This window comes from Pseudomonas sp. PDNC002 (assembly GCF_016919445.1).
Classification (GTDB): Bacteria; Pseudomonadota; Gammaproteobacteria; order Pseudomonadales; family Pseudomonadaceae; genus Pseudomonas.
In genome coordinates this window covers 5,320,653-5,346,580 of the sequence record NZ_CP070356.1, presented here as the reverse complement: position 1 = coordinate 5,346,580, position 25,928 = coordinate 5,320,653, and the positions used below count along the sequence as shown (strand labels likewise).

Sequence of the window (25,928 nt, the reverse complement as noted above, 5' to 3'; positions counted from 1 at the left end):
CAACGCAACGGCAGCGGCCGAGGGCGCCGGCCCTTCGAGTGGTCGGCGCCTGGTCGGGCAGTGGGATCAGATGCGCGGCTGGGCGACGTAGCCGGGCAGGGCGCGTACGCGGGCCAGCCAGTCCTGGACATACGGATAGCCGGACGGTTCGAGTCCACCTTCCTCGGCCAGCGTCACATAGGCATAGACGGCAATGTCGGCGATGGTTGGCTCGTCGGTCTGCGCGAGCCAGCGGTGATAGGCCAGTGTCCCGTCCAGCAGTTCCAGGGCATGGCGGCCCTTGGCTTGCGCAGCGGGCAGATCGCCAGGGCGCTTGAACAGCAGGATCACCCGCGCCAGGGCAAGGCCATGCTGCACCTCATTGGCGGAGAAGCTCAGCCAACTGGCGATGCGGCCCTGGGTGGCGGCGTCCTGCGGGTTCCAATGTGGCTGGGCGTATTGCCGGGCAAGGTAGACGAGGATGGCGTGAGAGTCGCCGATGCGCAGCTCCCCATCCTCCAACGCTGGCACCTGGCCGCGCGGGTTGATCGCCAGAAACGCCGGGCGCTTGTGTGCGCCGCCCTGCAGGTCGATCGGTACGATTTCGGCCCGCTGACCGATGAGGCCGAGGAACAGGCGGATCTTGTAGCAATTGCCGGAGAGCGCAACGTCGTGGAGTTTCATGGCGGCGGACCTTGGAGGGGAAGTGGCGGAATAGATATTAGACAGACAGGTCTGTATAGTTCAAGCGAAATGCGCGCAATCAGCCCGATGTATGTCCAGGCTATGCACCCGCTTCGCTCCCACCTGGGCGAGGCCTCGCGCATAATGTCCGGTCAGGAGGTAATGCCATGGCATCCAGCAAACGCGAGCTGCTGCTCACCACCGCCCAGGATCTGTTCTACCGCGAGGGCTACCACGCCACCGGTATCGATCGCATCCTCGCCGAATCCGGTGTGGCGAAGATGACGCTGTACAAGCACTTCAAGTCCAAGGACGAACTGATCATGGCCGCCCTGGAAGAGCGCCATGCGCGCATGGTCGAGCGCATGGCGGTGGCCGAACGCATCCTTGCCCCACGCGAGGCGATCCTGGCTGTCTTCGACGGCCTGCAGGACGTGTTGAACAGCCCGGATTTCTGCGGCTGCGCCTTCATCCACGCCGCCGGCGAATTCCACGATCGTGAACATCCCATCCATCAGCAGGCCGCCGAGCACAAGGCCTTCCTTGGCCGCTTCTTCGCCGCCCAGCTGGCGCGCCTTGGCGCCGCGGAGCCGGAGGCCCTGGCCCGCCAACTGCAATACCTGCTCGAAGGCGTGCTGGTGATGGCGCACATGCAAGGCCCGGCGCAGCAAGGCCGGGAGGCACGCGCCGTGGCCGACACGCTGTTGCAGCACGCCGGAGTCTGAACCCATGCCGCCAACCCTGGAGCCTCACATGCCCCCGGAATGCCAACTCTTCGGCACCCTCGGCTGCCACCTCTGCGAGGTAGCCGAAGCCGTGCTGATGCCCTTCGTCGAACACGGCCTGCTGGTCGAACTGGTGGACATCGCCGACCGTGAGGAATGGGTCGAGCAATACGGCCTGACCATCCCGGTGCTGCGCCGCTGCGATACCGGCGGCGAGCTCAACTGGCCGTTCGACGCCGAACAGGTCGCCACCTTCCTCAGCCGCTGACTCTTCGGTGGCCTTTCCACTCCTCAAGCAATCGTTGCGAGGCGTTTTCTTATGAAGATCGGATTTCTCGGACTGGGTGGCATGGGCGCCGCCATGGCTACCAATCTCATCAAGGCCGGCCACCAGGTCATCGTCTGGAATCGCTCGCCTGGCGCCGCCGAGCCGTTGGTGGAGCTGGGCGCCATCGCCGCGGCCAATCCGGCGCAGGCGTTCGACGTCGAGTTGGTCATCTCCATGCTGGCCGACGACAACTCGACCCGCGCCGTGCTGCTGGACAGCGGCGCCCTGGCCTCGGCCAGGGCCGGGCTGGTCCACCTGAGCATGGCCACGCTGTCTACCGCCTTCGTCAGCGAGTTGCTGGAGCTGCACCGTGAGCAGGGCGTCGAGTTCGTTGCCGCGCCGGTGTTCGGTCGTACCGATGTCGCCGCCGCCGGCAAGCTGAACATCCTGGTTGCCGGTCCCGAAGCCGCCATCGCCAAGGCGCAGCCGGTGCTCGACGTGCTCGGCCATAAGACCTGGCCGCTGGGCGATGATCCGCTGCGCGCCGTCGTGGTGAAGATCGCCGGCAACTTCATGATCGCCAGCGCCATCGAGGCGATGGGGGAGAGTGCGGCGCTGGTGAAGAGCTTCGGTGTCGCACCGGGCGAACTGCTGGAGATCATGGGCAACACCCTGTTCAACGCGCCGGTGTATCGCAACTACGGAGCGCTGATCGCGGAGCAGCGTTTCGACCCGGCGGCATTCCGGCTGGTGCTGGGTCTGAAGGACGTAGGTCTGGCGCTGTCGGCCGGGCAGGAGCAGCGTGTGCCGCTGCCGTTCGCCAGCATCCTGCGCGACAACCTGCTGGAAGCGATTGCCCACGGCGATGGCGAGTTGGACTGGAGCGCCCTGTCGCAAGTGGCGCTGCGCAAGTCCGGGCAGCTCTGAGTCGCCCATGAAAAAGCCCGTCCGGTTGGACGGGCCTTTTTGTGCCTGGGGATTGGTCCGGAGGAAAAATCGCAGGCAATAAAAAACCCGCCGTTAGGCGGGTTTTTCGGGATTTGGTCGGAGCGACTGGATTCGAACCAGCGACCTTCTCGTCCCGAACGAGACGCGCTACCAAGCTGCGCTACGCTCCGTTTGATGGCGCGCATTCTACCGAAAAACTTTTGATGCACAAGGGGTTAGCGGAAAATTTTTCTAAATGGTTTCCGCGCCCGGCAAAAACGCAGACGCCCCGCAGACCGGCAAAGGTCTGCGGGGCGTCGTCACCACCTGAAGAATCAGAGGTCCTTGACGGTCCGCACCTGATCCTTGTTCACACGGGCGGTTTTGCCATCCAGCTGTTCGAACTCATAGAAGCCGGATTCTTCGTCGTACTTGGGCTTGTCGACCGATTGAATCTCGCGACCGTCGTTCAGGGTGATGACCGACGGAGTGGAGCAACCTGCGAGTACTCCGAAGCCCAGGGCGAGCAGGAAGGCGGGAAGCATCCGTTTGTTCATTAGTGAATCTCCTGATGAGCGAACATAAAGGTACGAAAAATCTGACTGGGAGTTTCGCCGCATAGTTCCCGGAAAATTTTCGAATGTGTCGCTAACGGGCGTGATAGAGCAGCTCCGGGGTATTCAGGTTGGCCAGGCGCGGGTCGTCGACCGGGCACTCCACCGCGCGCAGGCCGAGTTGCGCAAACACATGGCGAGGGCTGCGGTCGCCATTGTTCCAGGCGTCTTCCACCGCCGTGCGCATTACCACCGGCACGATGCAGAACAGCGGCTCCCACTGCTTGCCATGGCGGAGCATGTGCACGACGTCCGGCGCGGCGGCCGATGCGCACAGCAGGTGTTCCAGCAGTGCCGCATCCAGCCGCGGTGCATCGCAGGGCAGCACCAGCAGATGGGGATGGCGGGCGGCGGCGAGGCCAGCGCGGATGCCGGCCAGGGGGCCGGGAAAGTCCGGGCTGTCGTCCTGCACCAGGCGGTCGGCATAGGCGGCGTAGACGTCCGCGTTGCGGTTGCAGGAGATGATCAGGTCGTCGCTGAAGGGGCGGGCGAGGGCGGCGGCGTAGCTCACCAACGGTTTGCCCTGCCAGTCCAGCAAACCCTTGTCCTGGCCGCCCATGCGCTGGCCGCGTCCACCGGCGAGAATCAGGACGGAACAGGGGGGCAGCGGGGCTTGTGGCATGTCAGGGTCTCCGGGGCGGGCCTGTGATATAACACCGCGCATTCCCACCTCACAAGCAAGGGCCCTCATCATGAGCCACAAGGCCGAGCAGCCATTCGTCCCGCTGAATATCGCCGTCCTCACCGTCAGCGACACCCGCACCCTGGAAACCGACACCTCCGGCCAGCTGTTCGTCGATCGCCTGAAGGCCGCCGGTCATAACCTCGCCGCCCGCGTGCTGCTCAAGGATGACCTCTATCGCATCCGCGCCCAGGTCGCGACCTGGATCGCCGAAGACGAAGTGCAGGTCGTGCTGATTACCGGCGGCACCGGCTTCACTGGCCGCGACAGCACTCCGGAAGCCGTGACCTGCCTGCTGGACAAGGTGGTGGACGGCTTCGGCGAGCTGTTCCGGCAGATTTCCGTGGCTGATATCGGCACCTCCACCGTGCAGTCCCGCGCGCTGGCGGGCCTGTCCAACGGCACCCTGGTCTGCTGCCTACCGGGCTCCACCAACGCCTGTCGCACCGCCTGGGATGGCATCCTCGGCGAACAGCTGGACGCCAGCCACCGCCCGTGCAATTTCGTGCCGCACCTGAAGAAGGCGGCGCCCTGCGAGAGCCGCGGATGAGCTGCTGCGACAAGCCCGGCCTGCTGCCGGTCGAGGACGCCCTGGCGCGCCTGCTGATGCTGGCCGAGCAGTCCCCGATCCTTGAGCGCGAAACCCTACCGCTGAACGAGGCCGATGGCCGCGTACTGGCCGAGCCGCTGCTGGCCGGGCTGGACCTGCCGCCGTGGCCGAACAGTGCCATGGACGGTTACGCGTTGCGTCAGGCCGACTGGCAGGGCGAGGCGCTGGTCGTGAGCCAGAAGATCTTCGCTGGCCAGGCCGGTGAACCACTGCAGCCGGGCACCTGCGTACGCATCTTCACCGGCGCGCCGGTGCCGCAAGGCGCAGACTGCGTGGAAATGCAGGAAAACGTCGAAGTGCTGGCTGATGGCCGCGTGCGCTTCCTCGAATCCCTGGAAGCCGGCCAGCACATCCGCCCGCAGGGCCAGGAAACCCGCAAGGGCGACTGCGTGCTGCCAGCCGGTACGCGCCTGGGGCCGATCGAGATCGGTCTGGCTGCCTCGTTGGGCCACGCCGAACTGACGGTGCGCCGCCGCCCGCGCGTGGCGCTGCTGTCCACTGGCGATGAGCTGGTGGAGCCGGGCAAACCGCTGGCGCTAGGGCAGATCTACAACAGCAACCGTCACCTGCTGCGCACCTGGTTGCTGCGCTTCGGTTGCGAGGTGGTGGACGCGGGCATCCTCCCGGACGACCTGGAGCGCACCCGTGCTGCCCTGGCAGGGCTGTCGAACGTGGACCTGATCCTCTCCACCGGCGGCGTGTCCGTCGGCGAGGCGGACTTCCTCGGCGCGGCCCTGCGCGAAGCGGGCGAGCTGGCGCTGTGGAAGTTGGCGATCAAGCCGGGCAAACCGTTGACTGTCGGCCACTACCAAGGCGTGCCGGTGATCGGGCTGCCAGGCAATCCCGCATCCACCCTGGTGACTTTCGCTCTGCTGGCGCGGCCCTACCTGATGCGCCGCCTCGGCATGCAGAAGGTGGAACCGCTGCGCGTGCAGGTACCGGCCGGGTTCAACTGGACCAAACCGGGCAACCGTCGCGAATACCTGCGCGCACGCCTGGAGAACGGCCGCGCGGTGCCCTACGCCAACCAGAGTTCCGGCGTGCTGCGTAGCGCAGCCTGGGCAGAGGGACTTGCGGAGGTGCGCGAAGGCACGACGCTGGCCGAGGGTGATTGGCTGGCCTTCATTCCGTTCAGCGAACTGTTCGACTGATCAGCCGATCGCGGACGGAGTCCGCTCCTACGCAAAACCGCCCACCGTGTGGACGCAGGGAATCATGCCAGCTCCATGAAAAACGCCGGTCTCAGACCGGCGTTTTTTTATGCTGCTGGCGGTACTCGCCGGGCGTCTGGTCAGTCCAGCCCTTGAAGCTGCGGTGGAACGAGCGCGACTCGGTGAAACCCAGGTACTGGGCGATGTCCTGGATCGGCAGGTCGCTGTGCACCAGATAGTGCTCGGCCAGTTCCTGGCGCAGTTCGTCGAGGATCTGCTGGTAGCTGGTGCCGGCCTGCTGCAAATGGCGTTGCAGGGTGCGTACGGTCATCTCGAAGCGCTCGGCGACGCGCTCCTTGCGCGGCAGACCATCCTTGAGCAGCAGGCGCAGGGCGTTCTTCACCCGCAGCGGCAGCGGCTCGTCGTCGTCCAGTTCGGCCATCAGCGCCAGGGCGTGCTCTTCCAGGGTGCGCAACAGGTTGGCGTCGGCCTGGCGCAGCGGGTAGCTGAGCAACTGCAGGGGCACCAGCAGGGCGCTGAAGGGTTGCTCGAAACGCACCGGGCAGCCGAACAGCTGTTCGTACTCGGCGACGTCTGTCCCTTCGGGCTGCGCATGCTCGAACCAGACTTCCTGCGGCGAGCCATTGGTGTCGGCGATCCAGCGCGCATAGAGCAGCCAGGATGCGAGCACGTTTTCCACCATGTGCCGGCGGATCTGTGCGGCCTCGTGGCGACAGTTCCAGATCAGTTTGATATGGCCTTCGCCGGGCTCCAGGCGGCTGACGCCCATGTCACCGACCAGCTTCTCGTAGGGAATGATGCGGCCCATGGCCTCGCCCAGATTGGCGCAGTTCATGGTGATATAGCCGAGCACGCTCCACGAGCCCGGCTGGACGAAGCGCGCCGAGTGCAGGCCGAACAGCGGGTCGCCCGAATGCGCGCACAAGTGTTGCAGCAGCCGTTCGTGAGCCTCGCTGGGCAGGCGCTGGCTGTTGTCGCTCAGTTGCGAGCGCTCAAGACCAGCGGTCTCGAGGGCGACGTCCAGGTCCATGCCGAGCGACTCGGCGTGGCGCAGGTACTTCAGCAGTGCGGGGACGGAGGTATAGCCGAGGGAATGCATGGCGTTCGTTCTTGTTCTGGGTGTCTCGATCGGCAACTGCGCCTGTCTTGATCCGACAGTGACAGGGCAGGGCGGCTGGCTAGTATAGGCAGCCATCAAGCGGCACCGAAATAGCTAATACAGACCCTATTGAAAAGGAGCGGGCATGCGACGCTGGAACGGCTGGGGCGAAGAAACGACGGTAGTGGAACTGCCCGACAACGGGCGCGGTTTTCTCGCCGAGCTGGTCGGTCCGGGCCTGACGCTGCCGGATGCCACGCTGGAGCAGGTACTGGCCAAGGTGCCGGCCTCGCGCCTGCCCGAGCACCCGCTGGTGGTACGCGAAGCCCGCGACCGCCTGCTGCACGCCCGTGGCCAGAGCCTGCCGGACTGGCTGGCAATGCGCGAAGGCGAGTTCGGCGTGTTCCCCGATGGCGTGGCCTACCCGCAGACCGCCGAGCAGATCCGCGAGCTGCTGAAGTTCGCCGAGCTCTGGGATTGCCTGGTGATTCCCTACGGCGGCGGCACCTCGGTGGCCGGCCACATCAACCCGCCGGCGTCCGACAAGGCGGTGCTGACCGTTTCCCTGGAGCACATGAACCGCCTGCTGGAGCTGGACGAGCAGAGCCTGATCGCCACCTTCGGCCCCGGCGCCAACGGCCCGCAGGTGGAAAGCCAACTGCGCGCCCGTGGCTATACCCTTGGCCATTTCCCGCAGTCCTGGGAGCTGTCCACCCTCGGCGGCTGGGTTGCCAGCCGTTCCAGCGGCCAGCAGTCGCTGCGCTACGGGCGCATCGAGCAACTGTTCGCTGGTGGAACCCTGGAAACTTTTGCGGGTAGCCTGGATATTCCGACCTTCCCGGCATCCTCCGCCGGCCCTGACCTGCGCGAAGTGGTGATGGGCTCCGAAGGGCGCTTCGGCATCCTCTCGTCGGTGAAGGTGCGGGTCACGCGCATTGCCGACGACGAACGCTTCTACGCCGTGTTCCTGCCTTCATGGGAGCAGGCGCTGGAAGGCATCCGCACCCTGGTGCAAGCGCGCGTGCCGCTGTCCATGCTGCGTCTGTCCAATGCCATCGAAACGACCACCCAACTGGCCCTGGCCGGCCATCCGGGGCAGATCGCCTGGCTGGAGCGCTACTTGAAGATGCGTGGCGCGGCGGAGCGCAAATGCATGCTGACCTTCGGCGTCACCGGCGACCGGGCGCAGAACGCCACTTCCCTGCGCGCCGCGCGCCGCCTGCTCAAGGGCTTCGGCGGCGTGTTCACCGGCACCTTGCTGGGCAAGAAGTGGGCGCAGAACCGCTTCCGCTTCCCCTACTTGCGCGAGGCGCTGTGGGAGAATGGCTACGTGGTCGACACCCTGGAAACCGCCACCGACTGGTCCAACGTCGACAACCTGCTCAACCGTATCGAGGCCAGCCTGCGTGAAGGCCTGGCCGCCGAGGGCGAGCGTGTGCACGTGTTCACCCACCTGTCCCACGTCTACGGCGAGGGCTCGAGCATCTACACCACCTACGTGTTCCGCCCGGCCGCCAGCTATGCGGAAACACACGAGCGCTGGAGCAAGCTCAAGCACGCCGCCAGCCAGACCATCGCCAACAACCGCGGCACCATCAGCCACCAGCACGGCGTGGGCAAGGACCACGCGCCTTACCTGCCGGTGGAAAAGGGTCCGCTGGGCATGGCGGCGATCAAGGCGCTGGCCGGGCATTTCGATCCGTCCGGCCGGCTGAACCCCGGCACCTTGCTGCAGGACTGAGCCGATGCCTGCCTGGAGTGCGGCGTGGCGCGCCGAGGCGCTGCCGGAGCTGGCGGCGCGCGACTGGGACCTGATCGTGGTCGGCGGCGGCATCACCGGCGCCGGCATCCTGCGCGAAGCCGCACGGCGCGGCTGGCGCTGCCTGCTGGTCGAGCAGCGCGACTTCGCCTGGGGCACCTCCAGCCGCTCCTCGAAGATGGTTCACGGCGGCTTGCGCTACATCGCCAAGGGCCAGTTCGGCCTGACCCGCGACTCGGTGCGCGAGCGCCAGCGGCTGTTGGGCGAGGCGCCGGGGCTGGTCGATCCGCTGAGCTTCATCATGCCGCATTACCAGGGCGGCTTCCCCGGCCCGCGGGTGTTCGGCACCCTGCTGTCGCTGTATGACGCGCTGGCGGGGCGACGCAATCACCTGTTCCATCGCTTGGAGGAACTGCGCTACCTGGCGCCAGGGCTGAAGGAAGATCGCCTGCTGGGCGGCACCCGCTTCCAGGATGCGGTGACCGATGACGCGCGCCTGGTCATGCGCGTGCTGGGCGAAGCGCGGGCTGAAGGTGGCGAAGCCCTGAACGGCCTGAAGGTGATCGAACTGGATCGCCGTGACGGCCGCGTGCAAGGGCTGGTTGCCGAGGACAGTGAGAGCGGCCAGCGTTTCACCTTCCGCAGCCGTGCCGTAGCGCTGGCCACCGGCGCCTGGGCCGATGCCTTGCGGCAGAAGCATGGCAGCGAGCACATCCGCCCGCTGCGTGGCAGTCACCTGCTGCTGCCGGCGTGGCGCCTGCCGGTCGCCCATGCCTTCAGCTTCATGCATGGGCAGGACAAGCGCCCGGTGTTCGTCTTCCCCTGGGAAGGCGCGACCGTGGTCGGCACCACCGACCTGGACCATCGCGAAACCCTGGATGACGATGCCGCGATCAGCCGCGAGGAAGTGGATTACCTGCTGGCGGCCTGCGCACAGCAATTCCCGTCCGCGCAGATCACCGCCGGTGACGTGCGTTCCACCTGGGCCGGCGTGCGCCCGGTAGTCAGCGATGGCGCGCCGTCGCTCAAGCCGTCGGATGAGAAGCGCGAGCACGCGCTGTGGATCGAGCCCGGCTGCGTGACCCTGGCCGGCGGCAAGCTCACTACCTTCCGCCTGCTGGCGCTGGAGGTGCTCACCGCCTGCGCGCCGATGCTGGAGCGCCCGCTGGAGGCTGCCGGCGAGCAAGTCTTCGAGCCGGTCGAACATGTCGCCTTGCCGGGTCTGACTCCGCCCCAGCAAACCCGCCTGCGCGGCCGCCATGGCCGTGCACTGCCGGAGCTGGCGCGGGTGTTGAAAGCTGTGGGCAGCGAATGCATCGGTCACACCGATTCGCTCTGGGCCGAACTGGCCTGGGCGTCGGAAGGCGAACTGGTGCTGCACCTGGATGACCTGTTGCTGCGCCGCACCCGCATCGGCCTGCTGCTGGCCGACGGAGCCGCCCATGAGTTGCCAAGAATTCGCGCGCTGTGCCAACCACGCCTGGGTTGGGACGACGCGCGCTGGAAACGCGAAGAACAGGACTACCTGGCCTTGTGGCGTCGCAGCTACAGCCTTCCGCACTGACCGACTCTCCATTGACCAAGAGCCCCATGAATAACAACAACTACCTGCTGGCCATCGACAACGGTACCCAGAGCGTGCGCGCGCTGCTCTTCGACCTCCAGGGCAACCTGGTGGGCAAGGGCAAGGTCGAGCTGGAAGCGTATTTCTCATCGCAGCCGGGGTGGGCCGAGCAGCATCCGGACTACTACTGGGAGCAGCTGGGCGAAGCCTGCAAGCGCCTGTGGGCCAGCGTCGACATCGACCGCAGCCGCATCCGTGGTGTGTCACTGACCACCCAGCGCGGCACGGTGATCCACGTCGACGAAGCTGGGCAGGCGCTGCGCCCGGCGATCATCTGGCTGGACCAGCGTCGCGCCGAGCTGGGCGAGTCGATCAAGGGGCCTTGGGGCTGGCTGTTCAAGCTGGTGGGCGCGCAGGGTGCGGTGGATTACTTCCGTACCCAGGCCGAGGTGAACTGGGTCGCCCAGCAGCAGCCGGACATCCACCAGCGCACGCACAAGGTATTGCTGCTCTCCGGCTTCCTCACCCAGCGCCTGTGCGGGCGCTACGTGGATTCGGTGGCCTGCAGCGTCGCCTACCTGCCGTTCGACTACAAGAAGCTGCAGTGGGCCGCGCCGCGCGACTGGAAGTGGCAGGCGCTGGATGTGCGCCGTGAGCAGTTGCCGGAGCTGTTCAAGCCGGGCGAAAAACTGGGTGAGATCACCGCCGAAGCCAGCCGCCTGACCGGTATTCCCGAAGGCCTGCCGCTGATCGCTGCCGGTGCCGACAAGGCCTGCGAAGTGCTCGGTGCGGGCGCTATCGACCCGACGGTGGCCTGTTTGTCCTACGGCACCACCGCGACCATCAACACCACCCGTTCGCGCTACCTGGAAACCATCCCGCTGATCCCGCCGTACCCGGCGGCGATCCCCGATCACTTCAACACCGAGGTGATGATCTACCGCGGCTTCTGGATGGTCAGCTGGTTCAAGCGCGAGTTCGGCCTGCGCGAAATGCAGCGCGCCGAGGAGCTGGGTATCGAGCCGGAAAAGCTCTTCGACGAACTGGTCAACAGCGTGCCCGCCGGCTCCATGGGCCTGATGTTGCAACCGTACTGGACGCCGGGCATCCGCGAACCGGGGCTGGAGGCGAAGGGCTCGATCATCGGCTTCGGCGACGTGCATACCCGCGCGCACATCTACCGCGCCATTCTCGAAGGCCTGGCCTACGCGCTGCGCCAGGGCAAGGAGCGCATCGAGAAACGCTCCGGCACCCACATCCAGCGCCTGCGCGTGGCCGGCGGCGGTTCGCAGAGCGACGCGGCGATGCAGCTTACCGCCGACATCTTCGGCCTGCCGGCGGAGCGCCCGCACGTCTACGAGGCTTCCGGCCTGGGCGCGGCCATCGACTGCGCGGTGGGGCTCAAGCTCTATCCGGACTTCACCAGCGCCATCGCCGCCATGACCCGCGTGGGCGATGTCTTCCATCCGCACCCCGAGGCGCAGCGGACCTACGAGCGGCTGTACAACGAGGTTTACCAGCGCATGTACAAGCAGCTGAAACCGCTGTACCAGAGCATTCGGGAGATCACCGGCTACCCGGCCTGAGCTGCCCATTCCTGATTCAGTGATAAAAAGCGACGAAATTTTCCCGCGCTACTCTGGGTCCATTACTTGACGCCCAATCGACCATTCGCGAGGAAGCCAATCATGACCCAACCCAGGGCCCTGCTGATCCTGCACGGCAAGCAAGCCGCCAACGATGAAGTGCGTGCCGCCGTGCTGGCTACGCGCGAAGCGGGGCGTGCCTTGGACGTGCGGGTGACCTGGGAGAGTGGTGACGCCAGGCGGCTGGTGGAGGAGGGCCTGGCGGCGGGTTACACGACGCTGATCGCCGGCGGTGGCGACGGTACCGTGCGCGACGTCGCCGAGGCGCTGGTCCAGGCCGGCGGCGAGGCAAGCCTGGCGATCCTGCCGCTGGGCACCGCCAACGACTTCGCCCGCGCCGCCGGTGTCCCGCTGGAACCAGCCGCGGCGCTGGCATTGCTGGATGTGCCGGCGCGGCCTATCGACCTGGGGGAGGTCGACGGACAGTTCTTCCTGAACATGGCCACGGGTGGCTTCGGTTCGAAGGTCACCGCCAACACCCCGGAAGACTTGAAGAAGCTGCTCGGCGGCGTGGCCTACCTGCTCACCGGCCTGACGCGCTTTTCCGAGGTCCACGCGGCCCAGGGGCGATTTACCGGGCCGGATTTCGAGTGGGAAGGCGAATTCCTCGCCCTGGGCATCGGCAATGGCCGGCAGGCCGGCGGCGGCCATGTGCTCTGCCCGCAGGCCACGGCGGATGACGGGCTGCTCGACGTGAGTATCCTGCCGACCCCGCAGGACATGGCCGGTACGCTGGGCGCTCTGCTGGGCAGCAGCGGGTTCGGCACCCAGGACGTCTTCGTCCGGGCGCGCCTGCCCTGGGTCGAGGTGGAAGCGCGCGAGGGGCTGGACGTCAATCTGGACGGTGAGCCGCTGGAAGGCCGCAAGCTTCGCTTCGAGGTACGCCCAGCAGCGATCGCCATGCATTTGCCGGCGGATTCGCCGTTGCTCTCGTCCACTGGGCGGCTTATCGCCGAGCAGGGCTGATCGCGCTGGTCCGGATCGGACAAGTCGTGCATGATGGCTCACGGCCAGTATCTTGTTGGCGAGGATACGGCCGATAGCTTTCCCGCACGACTCATTCCGAATCTGGAGCAGGCATGGCCGGTATTCTCGACACTGTCGATCAACGCACCCAACTGGTAGGCGAGAACCGCCTGGAAATCCTGGTCTTCCGCCTGGCCGGGCGGCAGCAGTTCGCGATCAACGTGTTCAAGGTGCAGGAAGTCCTGCAGCTGCCGCGCCTGACGCTGATCCCGCAGCGCCACCCGATGATCTGCGGGGTGATCAACCTGCGCGGCCAGACGCTGCCGGTGATCGACCTGTCCCGTGCCATCGGCATGCGCGCGCTGACCCCGGACGCCAACAGCACCATCATCGTCACCGAGTACAACCGCTCGGTGCAGGCCTTCCTGGTCGGGGGCGTGGAGCGCATCCTCAACCTCAACTGGGAGTCGATCCAGCCGCCGCCCGGTGGCGCCGGCCGACAGCATTACCTGACCGCGATCACCAAGGTGGAAGACCGCCTGGTAGAGATCATCGACGTGGAGAAGGTGCTGGCCGAGATCGTGCCGATGAATACCCGTGTCTCCAGTGACCGCCTGGACGACACGCTGCTCAGCCAGACCCGTGGCCGCGAAGTGTTGGTGGTGGATGACTCCAGCGTCGCCATCTCTCAACTGCGCGATACCCTCGGCCAGTTGGGCCTGCGTCTGCACGTGGCCACCGACGGGTTGCGCGCGCTGCAGCAGCTCAAGCGCTGGGCGGACGAAGGCAACGACATGGAAGAAAAGCTGCTGATGATCTTCACCGACGCCGAAATGCCGGAAATGGACGGTTACCGCCTGACCACCGAGATCCGCAACGACCCGCGCCTGCGTGACCTTTACGTGGTGCTGCATACCTCGCTGTCGGGCAGCTTCAACGATGCCATGGTGAAGAAGGTCGGTTGCGACGACTTCCTCTCCAAGTTCCAGCCGGACCAGCTGGTGGAAGTGGTACGCCGCCGTCTGCAGAAAGTCCCAGCCTGACGTCAGTCTTTCTCCTGTAGAGCGAGGGGACGCCTGGTACTTGCTCGCGAACGCGACTTACCGCCGGCTTGCCGGCGGATCGCGGACAAGGTCCGCTCCTACGCAAAGCCGCAGAGCCACAGAGCCGCAAAGCCACAGAGCCACAGAGCCCCGGCACCCCGGCACCCCGGAGCCACAAAGCCACAGAGGGTTCCCCCCGTAGGAGCGGACCTTGTCCGCGAAATCCCCCGGTGAAAACCCTCGTTATCGCCAAGCACTCCCACCGCTCTCTCTTCCGGCACAAACGCCATTGCTAGCCGCCCATCCCACCCCGTATAAGGTCGCTTTCGCCCGTACGAAAGGAAGCCTCCGATGTACACGCTCAGCGAGCTCTACCGCTACCCGGTCAAATCCACCGCCTACGAGCCCCTGGAGTCCGTCCGCCTGGACGCCCTGGGCGTGGAAGGGGATCGACGCTGGATGGTGGTCGACACCGCCAACGGACGCTTCCTCACGCAGCGACTCTTGCCCCAGATGGGCCGCATCGAGGCGCGCTGGCAGGACGGTTTCCAGGCCCTGCGCCTGCGCGCACCCGGCATGGACGATCTGCTGGTGGAAGTGCCGGGCCGCGACGACAACCTCCGCGGCGTGCTGATCTGGCGCGACATACTGCAGGTGCCGGATGCCGGCGATGCCGTCGCGCGGTGGCTAAGCGCGTTCCTCGACCGTGATGTGCGCCTGGTGCAGATGCCCGAACAGCGCGCACGGCAGGTGGACACCGCCTACGCCGCTCCCGGCGAGCACGTCCACTTCGCCGATGGCTTCCCGCTGCTGCTGATCGGCCAAGGTTCGCTGGACGACCTGTCGGCCAAGGTTGGCCGCCCGCTGGAGATGCTGCGCTTTCGTCCGAACCTGGTGGTAACCGGCGCCGCGCCGTTCGCGGAAGACAGCTGGAAGCGCATCCGCATCGGCGACGTCACCTTCAAGGTGGCCAAGCCTTGCTCGCGCTGCATCCTCACCACCATCGACCCGCACACCGGCGAGCGCGACGCCGCCCGTGAGCCGCTGGCGACCCTGTTGGGCTATCGCAACGTCAACGGTGAGGCGTTGTTCGGCCAGAACCTGCTGGCGGAGAGCCATGGCGAGCTGAAGCTGGGTATGCCGGTGGAAGTGCTGGAGTAACGGATCGGCGTACAACGCGGAGCGTTGTACGCCCTACACAAAGCCAGCCTAGGAGTAGGGCGTACAACCGTTCGCGGTTGTACGCCATTTCACGCATGCCGCTGCCGGCTCCGATTCCGGCATAGGCGAACGGCTCTCGCCTTACAGCTTGCTATCGACGCAACCGGTGCTCTGGCACTCGCGCTCACGTTCGCGCAGCACAGCCAGGCGCTCGTTGGTCTTGTCCACAGCGCATTGCAGGTTGACGAAGTAGCCGCCGTCGCGCTCGTAGCTGCACTGGGCGTCGCGGTCCTTGATCCAGGCGATCTGGCTCTTCTTCAGCGAGGCTTTCTGGCCGTCGTTGAGCATCTTGCGCAGGGTGCCGAATTCATTGTTCAGCTCGCGGTCGACCTGGGCGTATTCGGTGCTCAGGCAATACACGCTGTCGAAGGCGTTGCGCGGCTTCTCGCAGGCGGCCAGGGCGAGGTCGGCGCTCAGCAGGCCGGCGGCCAGGGCGGTGCAGGAGAGAATTGTCTTGCGCATGGAAATTTCCTTTTTTCCTTGAGGGAATGAAAGCCGCCCGGCGAGTGCCGGGCGGTGGGTGGTGTCAGAGTTCGTCGAAGAAGCGCTCGTGCCAGTCGACGATGGGCTGCGGCGCGTTGAGCTTCTGCCCGTAGATCACCGCGTAGGACAGCACGTTCTGCACGTAGGAGCGGGTCTCGTCGAACGGAATGGTCTCCACCCAGACGTCGAAGGCCAGGTGACGCGCATCCTTCAGCCACTGGCGCACGCGGCCGGGGCCGGCGTTGTAGGCGGCGGTGGCGAGCACGCGGTTGCCGTTGAACTGGCCGTGAACCTGGCTCAGGTAGGCGGCGCCGAGCTGGATGTTCAGGTCCGGCACGATGAGCTGCTGCGGCGAGGCCAGCGGAATGCCGAACTTCTTCGAGGTTTCCTTGGCTGTGGCCGGCATCAGCTGCATCAGGCCAGTGGCGCCGACGCCGGAGCGCGCATCGGACATGAAGGCGCTCTCCTGACGGGTGATGGCGAACACCCAGCTCGAATGCAGGCCGCGGTTGCGCGCCTCGCGCACCAGGGTATTGCGGTAGGCCATGGGGAAGCGGATGTCGAGATCGTCCCAGTACTTGGCCTGGCTGATCGCGCGGATCGCCGGGAAGTACCACTGCATGTCGTAGGCGATCTTGGCCTGGGCCAGCAGTTCGTCGTGGCTCAGGTGACGGGCGGCGTGGTACCACTCGCGGCGGGCGTTGATGATCTCGCCGCGGGCGTAAAACTCCAGGGCGCGGCGGGTACTCGGCGCATTGCGCACACGCTGCATCGTCCCGGCATCCGGTGATACCGGTCGGTTGTTCAACTGGTACGGTGCGTTGATCCGGTCGGCGGCGAGGAAGCCATAGAAGTCGCGCTCGCCGGCCACCGGCTGGTACAGGCTGATGGCCTGCTTGTTCTGTGGCTGCGCCAGTTGCAGCGAGCGCGCCTGCCAGTATTTCCAGCGGTTGGTCTCGGCCAGCGACGGCGGCAGCGCGCGGGTCAGTTCGTAGGCTTCTTCCCAACGGCCCAGGCGCAGCAGCAGGCGCAGGCGCCATTCGGTGACGGTGTCGTCGCGCAGCTGCGGGTCGTACTTGACCATCATCGGCAGGGCGCGCGGGTCGTAGCGGCGCGCCAGGCTCAGGCCGATCTCGCGAGCGATGGAGACTTTCTCGTCGCTGGAGAAAGGCAGCACCGAGCTGTAGTAGTCCAGCAGGGTGATGGCCTTTTCCGGGTCCTGCTTGGCCAGGCGGCGCAGGCCGAGGCCGACGACATCGGCGGTGGCGTGGTCGCGGGCGCTGAAACGGGTGGTCTGGCTCAGTTGCGCGGGATTCTGCGCGACGTTGACCATCAGCGTGCCCTGGGTGCCGAGGGTCGGCAGGCGCTTGGAGAGCACGGTGGCGAGGCTGTAGTTGCCTTTCTCGGCGGCCAGCTTCAGGCGCTTCCAGACCTTCTCCTCGGTGAGCTGGCCGTCGGCCTGCCACATGGCGAAGGTAGTGTCGCAAGCGTCAGGTTGCGGCTTGCCGACCAGCCAGAGTCTCTCGGCGGTGGCATAACCCTCGGCCTTGTTGCCGTGGCCGAGCTGATACTGGCCGTAAAGGCAGTCCAGCTCGGTGAAGTTCATCTTCGGGTCGTAATAGCGGACGAAGGTGTTCCAGTCGCCGCGGTCGGCCAGTTGGCGCATCCAGCGCAGCTTCAGCCAGTTGATCTGCGGCAGGTCGCCGTGATCGCCGATGAAGCGCTCGATTTCGGCGTTGCTGGCGCTTTTCAGCCGGTTGGTCAGCTCGTCGTAGGCCAGGTAGGGTTCCAGCGGATAATCCGACAGCGCCGTCTGGTAACGGAAATAAGGGCCGCTGTCGCCGCGCGCGAGGGCCTTCTGCGCCTCGTCGTACATCTGGCGCTGCTGGGGCAGGGACGCTGCATTGGCTGTCGAGGCGGACAGGCTGAGGATGAGGCAGGAGAACAGGGAGAAAAGGCGACCGCGCATGGCTCTTCCGGGAAGATGATCGGTGGGCGCTGGATGGCGCGCGCCCGCTGCCGGTTAGCTTAGCCTGTTGCGAGAGGAGGGCGAAAGCGCCACCTCGGATGGGCAACGCAAAGGCGGACGGACGTCTCGCTCGTGGACTTTGTCCATGCCTCTCTGACTTTTGCGCGCTTTCCCTTAAACTGCGCGCCCTGTTTGACGGAGATACCCAATGACCCTGCTCAAGTTCACCGACGTGTCCCTCGCCTTTGGCACCACTCCGCTGCTGGATAAGGTGTCCTGGCAGATCGCTCGGGGTGAGCGGGTGTGCGTCATTGGCCGCAACGGTACCGGCAAGTCGAGCATGCTCAAGCTGGTCAAGGGCGAACAGAAGGCCGACGACGGCGAGATCTGGCGTGCGCCGTCGCTGAAGATCGGCGAGCTGCCACAGGAACTGCCGCGCGCCGATGACCGTACTGTCTACGACGTGGTTGCCGAAGGCCTCGCCGAGGTGGGCGAGCTGCTGGCGCGCTATCACCACCTGAGCATGCATATCGAAAACGAAGAGGACCTGAACAAGCTGGCGCGAGTGCAGCAGGACCTCGAAGCCCGCGACGGCTGGCGCCTGGGGCAGTTGGTGGATACCACCCTGAGCCGCCTGCAGCTGCCGGCCGACAAGACTCTCGCCGAGCTCTCCGGTGGCTGGCGCCGCCGGGTTCTGCTGGCCCAGGCGCTGGTCGCCGAGCCCGACCTGCTGCTGCTGGACGAGCCGACCAACCACCTGGATATCGGCGCCATTGCCTGGCTGGAAAACGCCCTGGCCGACTTCCCCGGCGCCGTCCTGTTCATCACCCACGACCGCTCCTTCCTGCAGGCCGTGGCTACCCGCATCCTTGAGCTGGATCGCGGCCACCTGATCGACTGGAACGGCGACTACGCCAGCTTCCTGGTCCATAAAGAGCAGGAACTGGCGGCGGAAGAGGCAGCCAATGCGCTCTTTGACAAACGCCTGGCCCAGGAAGAAGTGTGGATTCGCCAGGGCATCAAGGCTCGCCGTACCCGTAACGAAGGCCGTGTGCGTGCGCTGAAGGCCATGCGTAACGAACGTGCCGAGCGCCGCGAGCGCCAGGGCAAGGCCAGCTTCCAGATGGAAACCGCGGAGAAATCCGGCAAGCAGGTGATCGTCGTCGAGAAGGCTGGTTTCGCTCATCCGGGCGGCCCTGCGCTGATCCGCGATTTCTCGCTGGTGCTTCAGCGAGGTGACCGTATTGGTCTGCTGGGCGCCAACGGTACCGGCAAGACCACGCTGCTCAAGCTGCTGCTCGGCGATCTGCAGCCGACCTCCGGCAGCGTCAAGGAAGGTACCCGACTGGAAGTGGCTTATTTCGACCAGTTGCGTCACCAGCTGGAGCCGGAAAAAACCGTTATCGACAATATTTCCGAAGGTCGCGAATTCATCACCATCAACGGGCAGAATCGCCATGTCCTCAGCTACCTGGGCGACTTCCTGTTCTCCCCGCAGCGCGCGCGCACCCCGGTGAAGGCGCTCTCCGGTGGTGAGCGGGCACGCCTGTTGCTGGCGAAGTTGTTCAGCAAGCCGGCCAACCTGCTGGTGCTGGACGAACCGACCAACGACCTGGACGTGGAAACCCTGGAACTGCTGGAAGAGGTGCTGCTGACCTTCGACGGCACCGTGCTGATGGTCAGCCACGACCGGGCTTTCCTCGACAACGTGGTGACCAGCACCCTGGTGTTCGAAGGCGAAGGGCGCGTACGCGAATTCGTCGGCGGCTATCAGGACTGGCTGCGCCAGGGTGGCTCGCCCAAATTGCTGGGCGTGGGCGAGGAAAAGGGTGACAAGCCGGCCGCCGCCGCGCCCGCTCCCGAGCAATCGGCAGCGCCGGTGAGCGCGCCGGTCGATGCCGCGCCGAAGAAGAAACTCAGTTACAAATTGCAGCGCGAGCTGGAGGCCATTCCCGGGCAGATCGATGCCCTGGAGGTGGAACTGGCCGCACTGCAGGAAGAAACCGCGTCGCCGGACTTCTACCAGCGTCCCCAGGACGAGGCCCAGGCCGCCCTCGCGCGCCTCGGGTCCTTGCAAGAGGAACTGGACCGGTTGATCGAGCGCTGGGCCGAACTGGAAGAATAATCCGGCCGGTCAGGCGAGGTGCCGTGTGCGTATCGCTGATCAAAGACTGCTAGGAATGGCCGAATGGCAATCGAATACCGCATCACCCTGGATGATGAGCACGAGTTCAGTTATCGCATCGAGCTGGAGCGTCAGTACGACGCGCAGATCGCCGCCCAGGCACCGCGTTGGACGCGCCTGGATTACAACCGCTGCAGCAATTGCCCGCTGAACCCGGCGCAGTACAGCCACTGCCCGGCGGCGGTGGACCTGCACCGGGTGATCGAGGATTTCCGTGGGTTGCCGGCCTTCAAGAAGGTCTCGGTGCAGGTGCGCACGCCGGAGCGCGAGTACATCAAGCATGCCGGTCTGGAAGAAGGGCTGCGCGCGTTGCTCGGTGTGATCATGGCGACCAGTACCTGCCCGCTGCTGGGCCGGCTCAAACCCATGGCGCAGCAGCACCTGCCGTTCGCCAGCAACCAGGAGTTCATCCTGCGCGCGGTATCGCTCTATCTGATGCGGCAATACTTCAACTTCCGCGAAGGTCGGCATGCCGATTGGGAGTTGAAGGGGCTGGTGAAGCAGTTCCAGCAATTGCAGCTGGTAAACCAGGCGTTCTGGCAGCGTATTCACGAGACCTGCGAGGGTGACTCGAACCTGAAGGCTTTCCTGAGCTTCTTCTCCATGGCATCGAGCATGAGCTATTCGCTCGAGGCGCAGTTGCAGAAGGTGCGACCGCTGCTGATGAGCGGGGACGTGCTCGGCGCCTGAAACGAAGCGGGCCCCGAGGGGCCCGCTGTCTCACTTGAGTAGGTTCAGCTGGTTTTCTGCAGTCGCACTGCAAGGACATCGCAGGGCGCGCCGTGCAGCACATCATTGGCGGTGGAGCCCAGCAGCAGGGCCAGGCCGTGGCGACCGTGGCTGCCGACGACGATCAGGTCGCAGTGCTGCTCATCCGCCAGGCGGTGGATTTCCTGGCGCGGCTGGCCATAGACCAGGTGGCACTGGGAGCTGGTGATCTCGGCGTAGGTGAGGGTGAACTGGTGCAGGCGCTCCTTGGCCTGGTCGAACTGCTGCTGCTGCAACATCGACAGGTCCATCGGCACGTCGCCGCCGAAGGCCATCGCCATGGGCTCGACCACATGCACGGCCGAGAGCCGGGCGTCGTTGGCCTTGGCCAGCGCGACCGCCCGCTTCATCACCGGATCGCATTCTTCGGTAAGGTCGACGGCGACCAGAATGTGTTGGTAGGGCATGAGCGTCTCCTCCGGGGGACTCGTTATTAATCAGTATGGCCCTAATGGCCGTGCTTGACCTGTTTGAGCGGTATATCCGATATGACCATGTGGATGGTAATCCTGCTCATTGCACTTGTGCTGAGCCCGCTGACCTGGCTGATTCCCTCGCGCGGCCAGCGCGGCCAGATGGACCTGCGCCTGCAGGCGCGGCGCCTGGGCCTGGCCATGCAGATGTCGCACCAGGAATGGCCGCACTGGCTGGAGCGGCAGCCGCCGCGTTCCTGCGCGCAGTATCACCGCGCCCGTGGCAGGAATCGTGATGCCTGGTGCTACTGGCAGAGCGAGCCGGGCGTGTGGCTGGACCGCTGGCGCGAGGCGAGCGCCCCGGCGGAGCTGGCACAGGCGTTGGCCAACCTGCCGAAGGACGTCTACATGGTCGAGGCGACGCCCCAGTTCCTGGCACTGTATTGGGGCGAGTGGGGCGATGCCGGCGACCTGCAACGGGTCGCCGACTTCATCAAGCAGCATGCCTGAGCGAATCAGCTCTGCTGCGCAGCGTAGAGGCCGGACACCTTTTCCAGGTCTTCGATGATGCGGTCGGAATACTTGTTGATCAGGAACGGCACGCTGTTCTGGTTGTAGTTCTGCAGTGATTTCTCGATATAGCGCCACTTGATCGCCACCGCACGCAGCTCCTTGCCGATTTCCGGCGTGGTCTGCGGCGCCTGCTGCAGCTTCACCAGATTGATCGCGAAGCGGTTGGCCAGGTCGTCCAACGGACGTTCCTCGCCACCGCCGAAGAAGCTGGCGCCCACCGAGGCGTTGCGTGAGGCGTAGTCCACCGCGATGTCCTGCATCAGCAGGCTCTGCTCACGGGTCTGCTGGGTCAGTGGCGGGACCTTGCTGCCGCTTTCATCCTGGATCTTGGCGTAGAGCTGCTCGGCGGTGTCCAGCAGCTTGCGGTTCTGCGCGGCGAGGTCGGCCACAGGCTGAAGGTCGGTGTAGCCGCTCTTGTCCAGCGCGCCGGTCAGGGTCTGCAATTGGGTGGCGTAGGCTTTCCATTGGTCCTGCAGCTGGGTTTTCAGCTTGGCCGATTCGTTGCCGGGCATTTCCCCGAGCTTGCCCAGGGCGTCGCCAGCGCTCTGCGACGAGGCCTCGACCATCTTGGCGTACTTCTGGTCGCCCTCCATCGCATTGAACATGAAGAAGTCGCCGAGGCTGCGCTGGGCGGCGAGGCGTGTCTGGTGGACGTTGAGCAGGTCGCTGGCGGCATCGGCGGCAGCGAAGAGGGGCAGGGCGGTGAGCGCGAGCGCGGACAGCAGACGCACGAGCGGGCGGCTGGGCATCGTTCCAACTCCTTGGAGCCATGGGCTTCTTGTTGTTTTGTATTGCACAGGTTCCAGGCGTCCGCCGGCGTTGGCAGAAGGCAGATCGCCATTGCGCCCGACTCTAGCGCGGGCCATGGGGTTTGAACAGTGGCTGTCGGGACGTTGGTGCCAGGTGGCAATTGTCACGATAGGCGTGATGAATAGCGCATCTGGGCTGCGCTGAATGCTCCGGCCCAGACGCCCCGGCCGCTTTGCGACTGTTACGTCTCGCCGATTGACAAGCATTGGCTTTTGCTAGAAGGTGGGCGCACCCAAATCAAACGGGCGTATGAATCGAGCGTTTGCCCTGTGCAGCGACTCGATCAGAACGCCCCGGCTATCGCGTCGGCGGGTGTGCCGCAAGCTTTGGGACTATCCTCGGCGACTGCCGGGCCGTCCCGATACACGGTGTCCGACGTGTGATTTCAAGCTTCCCTAGCGTGGAGATCAGTTGATGATTTACCAAGGTAAAGCCATCACGGTTAAGGCTCTTGAGAGCGGCATCGTCGAACTGAATTTCGACCTCAAGGGCGAGTCCGTCAACAAGTTCAACCGACTCACCCTGAATGAACTGCGCCAAGCAGTCGATACCATCAAGGCCGATGCGTCCGTCAAGGGCGTGATCGTGACCAGCGGCAAAGGCGTATTCATCGTCGGCGCCGACATCACCGAGTTCGTCGACAACTTCAAGCTGCCTGACGAAGAGCTGCTGGCCGGCAACCTCGAAGCCAACAAGATCTTCAGCGACTTCGAAGACCTGAACGTTCCGACCGTAGCTGCCATCAACGGCATCGCCCTGGGCGGCGGTCTGGAAATGTGCCTGGCTGCCGACTTCCGTGTCATGAGCGCCACCGCCAAGGTCGGCCTGCCGGAAGTGAAACTGGGTATCTACCCGGGCTTCGGCGGCACCGTTCGCCTGCCGCGCATCATCGGTTGCGACAACGCGGTCGAGTGGATTGCCTCGGGCAAGGAAAACAAGGCTGAAGACGCGCTGAAAGTCGGCGCCGTCGATGCCGTCGTGGCTCCGGAAAAACTTCAGGACGCCGCGCTGGACCTGGTCAAGCGCGCCATCGCCGGCGAGCTGGACCACAAGGCCCGCCGTCAGCCGAAGCTGGAAAAGCTCAAGCTGAACGCCATCGAGCAGATGATGGCCTTCGAGACCGCCAAGGGCTTCGTCGCTGGCCAGGCCGGTCCGAACTACCCGGCTCCGGTCGAAGCCATCAAGTCGATCCAGAAAGCCGCCAACTTCGGTCGTGACAAAGCGCTGGAAATCGAAGCCCAGGGCTTCGTGAAACTGGCCAAGACCTCCGTTGCGCAGAGCCTGATCGGCCTGTTCCTGAACGACCAGGACCTGAAGAAGAAGGCCAAGCAGTACGACGAGATCGCCAAGGACGTGAAACTGGCCGCCGTACTCGGCGCCGGCATCATGGGTGGCGGCATCGCCTACCAGTCCGCTTCCAAGGGCACTCCGATCCTGATGAAGGATATCCGTGAAGAGGGTATCCAGATGGGTCTGAACGAGGCCTCCAAGCTGCTCGGCAAGCGCGTCGAGAAAGGCCGCATGACCCCGGCCAAGATGGCCGAGGCCCTGAACGCCATTCGCCCGACCATGTCCTACGGCGACTTCGGCAACGTCGACATCGTCGTCGAAGCCGTGGTCGAGAATCCGAAGGTCAAGCAGATCGTCCTGGCTGAAGTTGAAGGCGTGGTGAAGGAAGATGCGATCCTCGCGTCCAACACTTCCACCATCTCCATCAACCTGCTGGCCAAGGCGCTCAAGCGTCCGGAAAACTTCGTCGGCATGCACTTCTTCAACCCGGTGCACATGATGCCGCTGGTCGAAGTCATCCGTGGCGAGAAGTCCAGCGACGTCGCCGTCGCCACCACCGTGGCCTACGCCAAGAAGATGGGCAAGAACCCCATCGTGGTGAATGACTGCCCCGGCTTCCTGGTCAACCGCGTGCTCTTCCCGTACTTCGGCGGCTTCTCCAAGCTGCTGGGCTTCGGTGTGGACTTCGTGCGCATCGACAAGATCATGGAGAAGTTCGGCTGGCCCATGGGCCCGGCTTACCTGTCCGACGTGGTCGGCATCGACACTGGCCACCATGGCCGTGACGTGATGGCTGAAGGCTTCCCGGACCGCATGGCCGTGGAAGGCAAGACTGCCGTCGACGTGATGTACGACGCCAATCGCCTGGGCCAGAAGAACGGCAAGGGCTTCTACGCCTACGAGACCGACAAGCGCGGCAAGCCGAAGAAAGTCACCGATCCGCAGGCTTATGAGCTGCTGAAGTCCATCGTCACCGAGCAGCGCGAGCTGACCGACGAGGACATCATCAACTACATGATGATCCCGCTGTGCCTGGAAACCGTGCGTTGCCTGGAAGACGGCATCGTCGAAACCGCTGCCGAGGCCGACATGGGCCTGATCTACGGCATCGGCTTCCCTCCCTTCCGTGGCGGTGCCCTGCGTTACATCGACTCCATTGGTGTGGCCGAATTCGTCGCGCTGGCCGACAAGTACGCCGACCTGGGTGCGCTGTACCACCCGACCGCGAAGCTGCGTGAAATGGCCAAGAACGGCCAGAAGTTCTTCGGTTGAGTGCGCAACGAATAGAGCGAGAGTGAATTTATGAGCCTGAATCCGAGAGACGCCGTCATTGTCGACTTCGGCCGCACCCCGATGGGCCGTTCGAAGGGTGGCATGCACCGCAACACCCGTGCGGAGAACATGTCCGCACACCTGATCAGCAAGCTCCTGGAGCGCAACCCGAAGATCGACCCGGCGGAAGTCGAGGACGTGATCTGGGGCTGCGTGAACCAGACCCTGGAGCAGGGCTGGAACATCGCGCGCATGGCGTCGCTGATGACCCAGATCCCGCACACCAGCGCCGGCCAGACCGTCAGCCGCCTGTGCGGTTCGTCCATGAGCGCCCTGCACACTGCCGTGCAGGCGATCCAGACCGGCAACGGTGACGTCTTCGTCATCGGCGGCGTGGAGCACATGGGCCACGTCGGCATGATGCACGGCGTCGATCCGAACCCGCACATGTCCCTGTACGCCGCCAAGGCGTCGGGCATGATGGGCCTGACCGCCGAAATGCTGGGCAAGATGCACGGCATCACCCGCGAGGCGCAGGACAAGTTCGGCGTGCGTTCGCACCAGCTGGCCTGGAAAGCGACCCAGGAAGGCAAGTTCAAAGACGAAATCATCCCGATGGAAGGCTACGACGAGAACGGCTTCCTGAAGATCTTCGACTTCGACGAAACCATCCGTCCGGAAACCACCCTGGAAAGCCTGGCCGCCCTGAAACCGGCGTTCAACCCCAAGGGCGGCACCGTGACGGCGGGTACTTCCTCGCAGATCACCGACGGCGCTTCCTGCATGATCGTCATGAGCGCCCAGCGCGCCCAGGACCTGGGCGTGCAGCCGATGGCCGTGGTTCGCGCCATGGCTGTGGCGGGTGTTGATCCGGCGATCATGGGCTACGGTCCGGTTCCGTCGACCAACAAGGCGCTCAAGCGCGCTGGCCTGACCATCAACGACATCGACTTCTTCGAGCTCAACGAAGCCTTCGCTGCACAGGCCCTGCCGGTGCTGAAGGACCTCAAGGTGCTCGACAAGATGGACGAGAAGGTCAACCTGCACGGCGGCGCCATCGCCCTGGGTCACCCGTTCGGCTGCTCCGGTGCGCGTATCTCCGGCACCCTGCTGAACGTGATGAAGCAGAACGGCGGTACCCTGGGTGTGTCCACCATGTGCGTGGGTCTCGGCCAGGGCATCACCACCGTCTTCGAACGCGTCTAA

Annotated in this window: 24 protein-coding genes and 1 tRNA gene; 16 read left to right on the top strand and 9 right to left on the bottom strand. The window is 65.1% G+C overall.

The window, feature by feature from the left end; all coding sequences use genetic code 11:
• Positions 1-66: 66 nt before the first annotated feature.
• Positions 67-663 carry a glutathione S-transferase family protein gene (locus JVX91_RS24100; protein ID WP_205336603.1) on the bottom strand — a complete coding sequence of 199 codons (597 nt, stop codon included), beginning with the start codon at positions 661-663 and terminating at the stop codon, positions 67-69.
• Between the two features lie 167 nt (positions 664-830).
• Here JVX91_RS24100 and JVX91_RS24095 point away from each other — a divergent pair, with 167 nt between their 5' ends.
• Genes JVX91_RS24095 through JVX91_RS24085 form a run of 3 tightly spaced genes read left to right on the top strand, consistent with a single transcriptional unit; the run spans position 831 to position 2,583 of the window.
• Entirely contained in the window at positions 831-1,388 is a 558-nt protein-coding gene (locus tag JVX91_RS24095) for a TetR family transcriptional regulator (RefSeq protein ID WP_205336602.1), read from the top strand.
• Between the two features lie 28 nt (positions 1,389-1,416).
• On the top strand, positions 1,417-1,656 hold the full coding sequence (locus JVX91_RS24090; RefSeq protein ID WP_275892377.1) for a glutaredoxin family protein: 240 nt from the start codon (positions 1,417-1,419) through the stop codon (positions 1,654-1,656).
• A gap of 51 nt (positions 1,657-1,707) precedes the next feature.
• The gene (locus tag JVX91_RS24085; protein WP_205336600.1) at positions 1,708-2,583 is read left to right on the top strand and encodes an NAD(P)-dependent oxidoreductase; all 876 of its coding nucleotides are present in this window, start codon (positions 1,708-1,710) and stop codon (positions 2,581-2,583) included.
• 114 nt (positions 2,584-2,697) lie between these two features.
• Here JVX91_RS24085 and JVX91_RS24080 read toward each other — a convergent pair.
• The 3 genes from JVX91_RS24080 to mobA form a co-directional block, all read right to left on the bottom strand.
• Positions 2,698-2,774: transfer RNA gene (locus JVX91_RS24080), tRNA-Pro, on the bottom strand.
• Between the two features lie 144 nt (positions 2,775-2,918).
• Positions 2,919-3,140: a YgdI/YgdR family lipoprotein gene (locus JVX91_RS24075; RefSeq protein ID WP_017519306.1), complete on the bottom strand. Its 222-nt coding sequence runs from the start codon at positions 3,138-3,140 to the stop codon at positions 2,919-2,921.
• Positions 3,141-3,231: 91 nt separating this feature from the next.
• On the bottom strand, positions 3,232-3,819 hold the full coding sequence (gene mobA / locus JVX91_RS24070) for a molybdenum cofactor guanylyltransferase MobA (protein WP_205336599.1): 588 nt from the start codon (positions 3,817-3,819) through the stop codon (positions 3,232-3,234).
• 70 nt (positions 3,820-3,889) lie between these two features.
• Here mobA and moaB point away from each other — a divergent pair, with 70 nt between their 5' ends.
• Both moaB and glp read left to right on the top strand, forming a co-directional pair.
• A complete protein-coding gene (gene moaB, locus JVX91_RS24065; protein ID WP_024767350.1) occupies positions 3,890-4,429 on the top strand; it encodes a molybdenum cofactor biosynthesis protein B in 540 nt (179 codons plus the stop codon).
• Positions 4,426-5,640 (top strand): gephyrin-like molybdotransferase Glp, encoded by a 1,215-nt coding sequence (gene glp, locus JVX91_RS24060; RefSeq protein WP_205336598.1) that lies wholly within the window; start codon positions 4,426-4,428, stop codon positions 5,638-5,640. The genes moaB and glp overlap by 4 nt, the downstream gene beginning before the upstream one ends.
• Before the next feature lie 91 nt (positions 5,641-5,731).
• Here glp and JVX91_RS24055 read toward each other — a convergent pair whose 3' ends face one another.
• Entirely contained in the window at positions 5,732-6,760 is a 1,029-nt protein-coding gene (locus tag JVX91_RS24055) for an AraC family transcriptional regulator (protein ID WP_205336597.1), read from the bottom strand.
• A 145-nt stretch (positions 6,761-6,905) separates the two neighbouring features.
• Between JVX91_RS24055 and JVX91_RS24050 the strand changes: the two genes are divergently transcribed.
• From JVX91_RS24050 to JVX91_RS24025, 6 genes are all read left to right on the top strand, one after another.
• Positions 6,906-8,501, top strand: coding sequence for an FAD-binding oxidoreductase (locus JVX91_RS24050; protein WP_205336596.1), 1,596 nt, complete (start codon positions 6,906-6,908; stop codon positions 8,499-8,501).
• A gap of 4 nt (positions 8,502-8,505) precedes the next feature.
• Entirely contained in the window at positions 8,506-10,083 is a 1,578-nt protein-coding gene (locus JVX91_RS24045) for a glycerol-3-phosphate dehydrogenase/oxidase (protein ID WP_205336595.1), read from the top strand.
• A gap of 26 nt (positions 10,084-10,109) precedes the next feature.
• Complete coding sequence (locus JVX91_RS24040) at positions 10,110-11,669, top strand: FGGY-family carbohydrate kinase (RefSeq protein WP_205336594.1); 1,560 nt, start codon at positions 10,110-10,112, stop codon at positions 11,667-11,669.
• A 102-nt stretch (positions 11,670-11,771) separates the two neighbouring features.
• Positions 11,772-12,695, top strand: a complete 924-nt coding sequence (yegS, locus tag JVX91_RS24035) for a lipid kinase YegS (protein ID WP_205336593.1) — start codon at positions 11,772-11,774, stop codon at positions 12,693-12,695.
• A 113-nt stretch (positions 12,696-12,808) separates the two neighbouring features.
• On the top strand, positions 12,809-13,738 hold the full coding sequence (locus JVX91_RS24030) for a chemotaxis protein CheV (protein ID WP_205336592.1): 930 nt from the start codon (positions 12,809-12,811) through the stop codon (positions 13,736-13,738).
• A 351-nt stretch (positions 13,739-14,089) separates the two neighbouring features.
• Positions 14,090-14,899 (top strand): MOSC domain-containing protein, encoded by an 810-nt coding sequence (locus JVX91_RS24025; RefSeq protein WP_205336591.1) that lies wholly within the window; start codon positions 14,090-14,092, stop codon positions 14,897-14,899.
• 141 nt (positions 14,900-15,040) lie between these two features.
• Here the strand turns inward: JVX91_RS24025 and JVX91_RS24020 are convergent, their stop codons facing one another.
• Positions 15,041-15,421, bottom strand: a complete 381-nt coding sequence (locus tag JVX91_RS24020) for a lysozyme inhibitor LprI family protein (protein ID WP_205336590.1) — start codon at positions 15,419-15,421, stop codon at positions 15,041-15,043.
• Positions 15,422-15,485: 64 nt separating this feature from the next.
• Positions 15,486-17,411 (bottom strand): transglycosylase SLT domain-containing protein, encoded by a 1,926-nt coding sequence (locus JVX91_RS24015; protein WP_205336589.1) that lies wholly within the window; start codon positions 17,409-17,411, stop codon positions 15,486-15,488.
• Positions 17,412-17,619: 208 nt separating this feature from the next.
• On the opposite strand from JVX91_RS24015, the gene JVX91_RS24010 reads away from it, so the two are divergent.
• Positions 17,620-19,536 carry an ATP-binding cassette domain-containing protein gene (locus JVX91_RS24010; protein WP_205336588.1) on the top strand — a complete coding sequence of 639 codons (1,917 nt, stop codon included), beginning with the start codon at positions 17,620-17,622 and terminating at the stop codon, positions 19,534-19,536.
• Positions 19,537-19,599: 63 nt separating this feature from the next.
• The gene (locus JVX91_RS24005) at positions 19,600-20,286 is read left to right on the top strand and encodes a hypothetical protein (RefSeq protein ID WP_205336587.1); all 687 of its coding nucleotides are present in this window, start codon (positions 19,600-19,602) and stop codon (positions 20,284-20,286) included.
• A gap of 44 nt (positions 20,287-20,330) precedes the next feature.
• On the opposite strand, the gene JVX91_RS24000 is transcribed toward JVX91_RS24005, so the two are convergent.
• Complete coding sequence (locus tag JVX91_RS24000; protein ID WP_205336586.1) at positions 20,331-20,771, bottom strand: universal stress protein; 441 nt, start codon at positions 20,769-20,771, stop codon at positions 20,331-20,333.
• Between the two features lie 81 nt (positions 20,772-20,852).
• Between JVX91_RS24000 and JVX91_RS23995 the strand changes: the two genes are divergently transcribed.
• A complete protein-coding gene (locus tag JVX91_RS23995) occupies positions 20,853-21,287 on the top strand; it encodes a hypothetical protein (RefSeq protein ID WP_205336585.1) in 435 nt (144 codons plus the stop codon).
• A 5-nt stretch (positions 21,288-21,292) separates the two neighbouring features.
• Here JVX91_RS23995 and JVX91_RS23990 read toward each other — a convergent pair whose 3' ends face one another.
• Positions 21,293-22,099 (bottom strand): hypothetical protein, encoded by an 807-nt coding sequence (locus tag JVX91_RS23990; protein ID WP_205336584.1) that lies wholly within the window; start codon positions 22,097-22,099, stop codon positions 21,293-21,295.
• A gap of 475 nt (positions 22,100-22,574) precedes the next feature.
• Between JVX91_RS23990 and fadB the strand changes: the two genes are divergently transcribed.
• Both fadB and fadA read left to right on the top strand, forming a co-directional pair.
• A complete protein-coding gene (fadB, locus tag JVX91_RS23985) occupies positions 22,575-24,722 on the top strand; it encodes a fatty acid oxidation complex subunit alpha FadB (protein ID WP_205336583.1) in 2,148 nt (715 codons plus the stop codon).
• 30 nt (positions 24,723-24,752) lie between these two features.
• A complete protein-coding gene (gene fadA / locus JVX91_RS23980) occupies positions 24,753-25,928 on the top strand; it encodes an acetyl-CoA C-acyltransferase FadA (protein WP_169939741.1) in 1,176 nt (391 codons plus the stop codon).

Bases quoted from the DNA above. Each gene is read 5' to 3' on its own strand.
- JVX91_RS24100 (WP_205336603.1), bottom strand. From the start codon at position 663: ATGAAACTCCACGACGTTGCGCTCTCCGGCAATTGCTACAAGATCCGC.
- JVX91_RS24095 (WP_205336602.1), top strand. From the start codon at position 831: ATGGCATCCAGCAAACGCGAGCTGCTGCTCACCACCGCCCAGGATCTG.
- JVX91_RS24090 (WP_275892377.1), top strand. From the start codon at position 1,417: ATGCCCCCGGAATGCCAACTCTTCGGCACCCTCGGCTGCCACCTCTGC.
- JVX91_RS24085 (WP_205336600.1), top strand. From the start codon at position 1,708: ATGAAGATCGGATTTCTCGGACTGGGTGGCATGGGCGCCGCCATGGCT.
- JVX91_RS24075 (WP_017519306.1), bottom strand. From the start codon at position 3,140: ATGAACAAACGGATGCTTCCCGCCTTCCTGCTCGCCCTGGGCTTCGGA.
- mobA (WP_205336599.1), bottom strand. From the start codon at position 3,819: ATGCCACAAGCCCCGCTGCCCCCCTGTTCCGTCCTGATTCTCGCCGGT.
- moaB (WP_024767350.1), top strand. From the start codon at position 3,890: ATGAGCCACAAGGCCGAGCAGCCATTCGTCCCGCTGAATATCGCCGTC.
- glp (WP_205336598.1), top strand. From the start codon at position 4,426: ATGAGCTGCTGCGACAAGCCCGGCCTGCTGCCGGTCGAGGACGCCCTG.
- JVX91_RS24055 (WP_205336597.1), bottom strand. From the start codon at position 6,760: ATGCATTCCCTCGGCTATACCTCCGTCCCCGCACTGCTGAAGTACCTG.
- JVX91_RS24050 (WP_205336596.1), top strand. From the start codon at position 6,906: ATGCGACGCTGGAACGGCTGGGGCGAAGAAACGACGGTAGTGGAACTG.
- JVX91_RS24045 (WP_205336595.1), top strand. From the start codon at position 8,506: ATGCCTGCCTGGAGTGCGGCGTGGCGCGCCGAGGCGCTGCCGGAGCTG.
- JVX91_RS24040 (WP_205336594.1), top strand. From the start codon at position 10,110: ATGAATAACAACAACTACCTGCTGGCCATCGACAACGGTACCCAGAGC.
- yegS (WP_205336593.1), top strand. From the start codon at position 11,772: ATGACCCAACCCAGGGCCCTGCTGATCCTGCACGGCAAGCAAGCCGCC.
- JVX91_RS24030 (WP_205336592.1), top strand. From the start codon at position 12,809: ATGGCCGGTATTCTCGACACTGTCGATCAACGCACCCAACTGGTAGGC.
- JVX91_RS24025 (WP_205336591.1), top strand. From the start codon at position 14,090: ATGTACACGCTCAGCGAGCTCTACCGCTACCCGGTCAAATCCACCGCC.
- JVX91_RS24020 (WP_205336590.1), bottom strand. From the start codon at position 15,421: ATGCGCAAGACAATTCTCTCCTGCACCGCCCTGGCCGCCGGCCTGCTG.
- JVX91_RS24015 (WP_205336589.1), bottom strand. From the start codon at position 17,411: ATGCGCGGTCGCCTTTTCTCCCTGTTCTCCTGCCTCATCCTCAGCCTG.
- JVX91_RS24010 (WP_205336588.1), top strand. From the start codon at position 17,620: ATGACCCTGCTCAAGTTCACCGACGTGTCCCTCGCCTTTGGCACCACT.
- JVX91_RS24005 (WP_205336587.1), top strand. From the start codon at position 19,600: ATGGCAATCGAATACCGCATCACCCTGGATGATGAGCACGAGTTCAGT.
- JVX91_RS24000 (WP_205336586.1), bottom strand. From the start codon at position 20,771: ATGCCCTACCAACACATTCTGGTCGCCGTCGACCTTACCGAAGAATGC.
- JVX91_RS23995 (WP_205336585.1), top strand. From the start codon at position 20,853: ATGACCATGTGGATGGTAATCCTGCTCATTGCACTTGTGCTGAGCCCG.
- JVX91_RS23990 (WP_205336584.1), bottom strand. From the start codon at position 22,099: ATGCCCAGCCGCCCGCTCGTGCGTCTGCTGTCCGCGCTCGCGCTCACC.
- fadB (WP_205336583.1), top strand. From the start codon at position 22,575: ATGATTTACCAAGGTAAAGCCATCACGGTTAAGGCTCTTGAGAGCGGC.
- fadA (WP_169939741.1), top strand. From the start codon at position 24,753: ATGAGCCTGAATCCGAGAGACGCCGTCATTGTCGACTTCGGCCGCACC.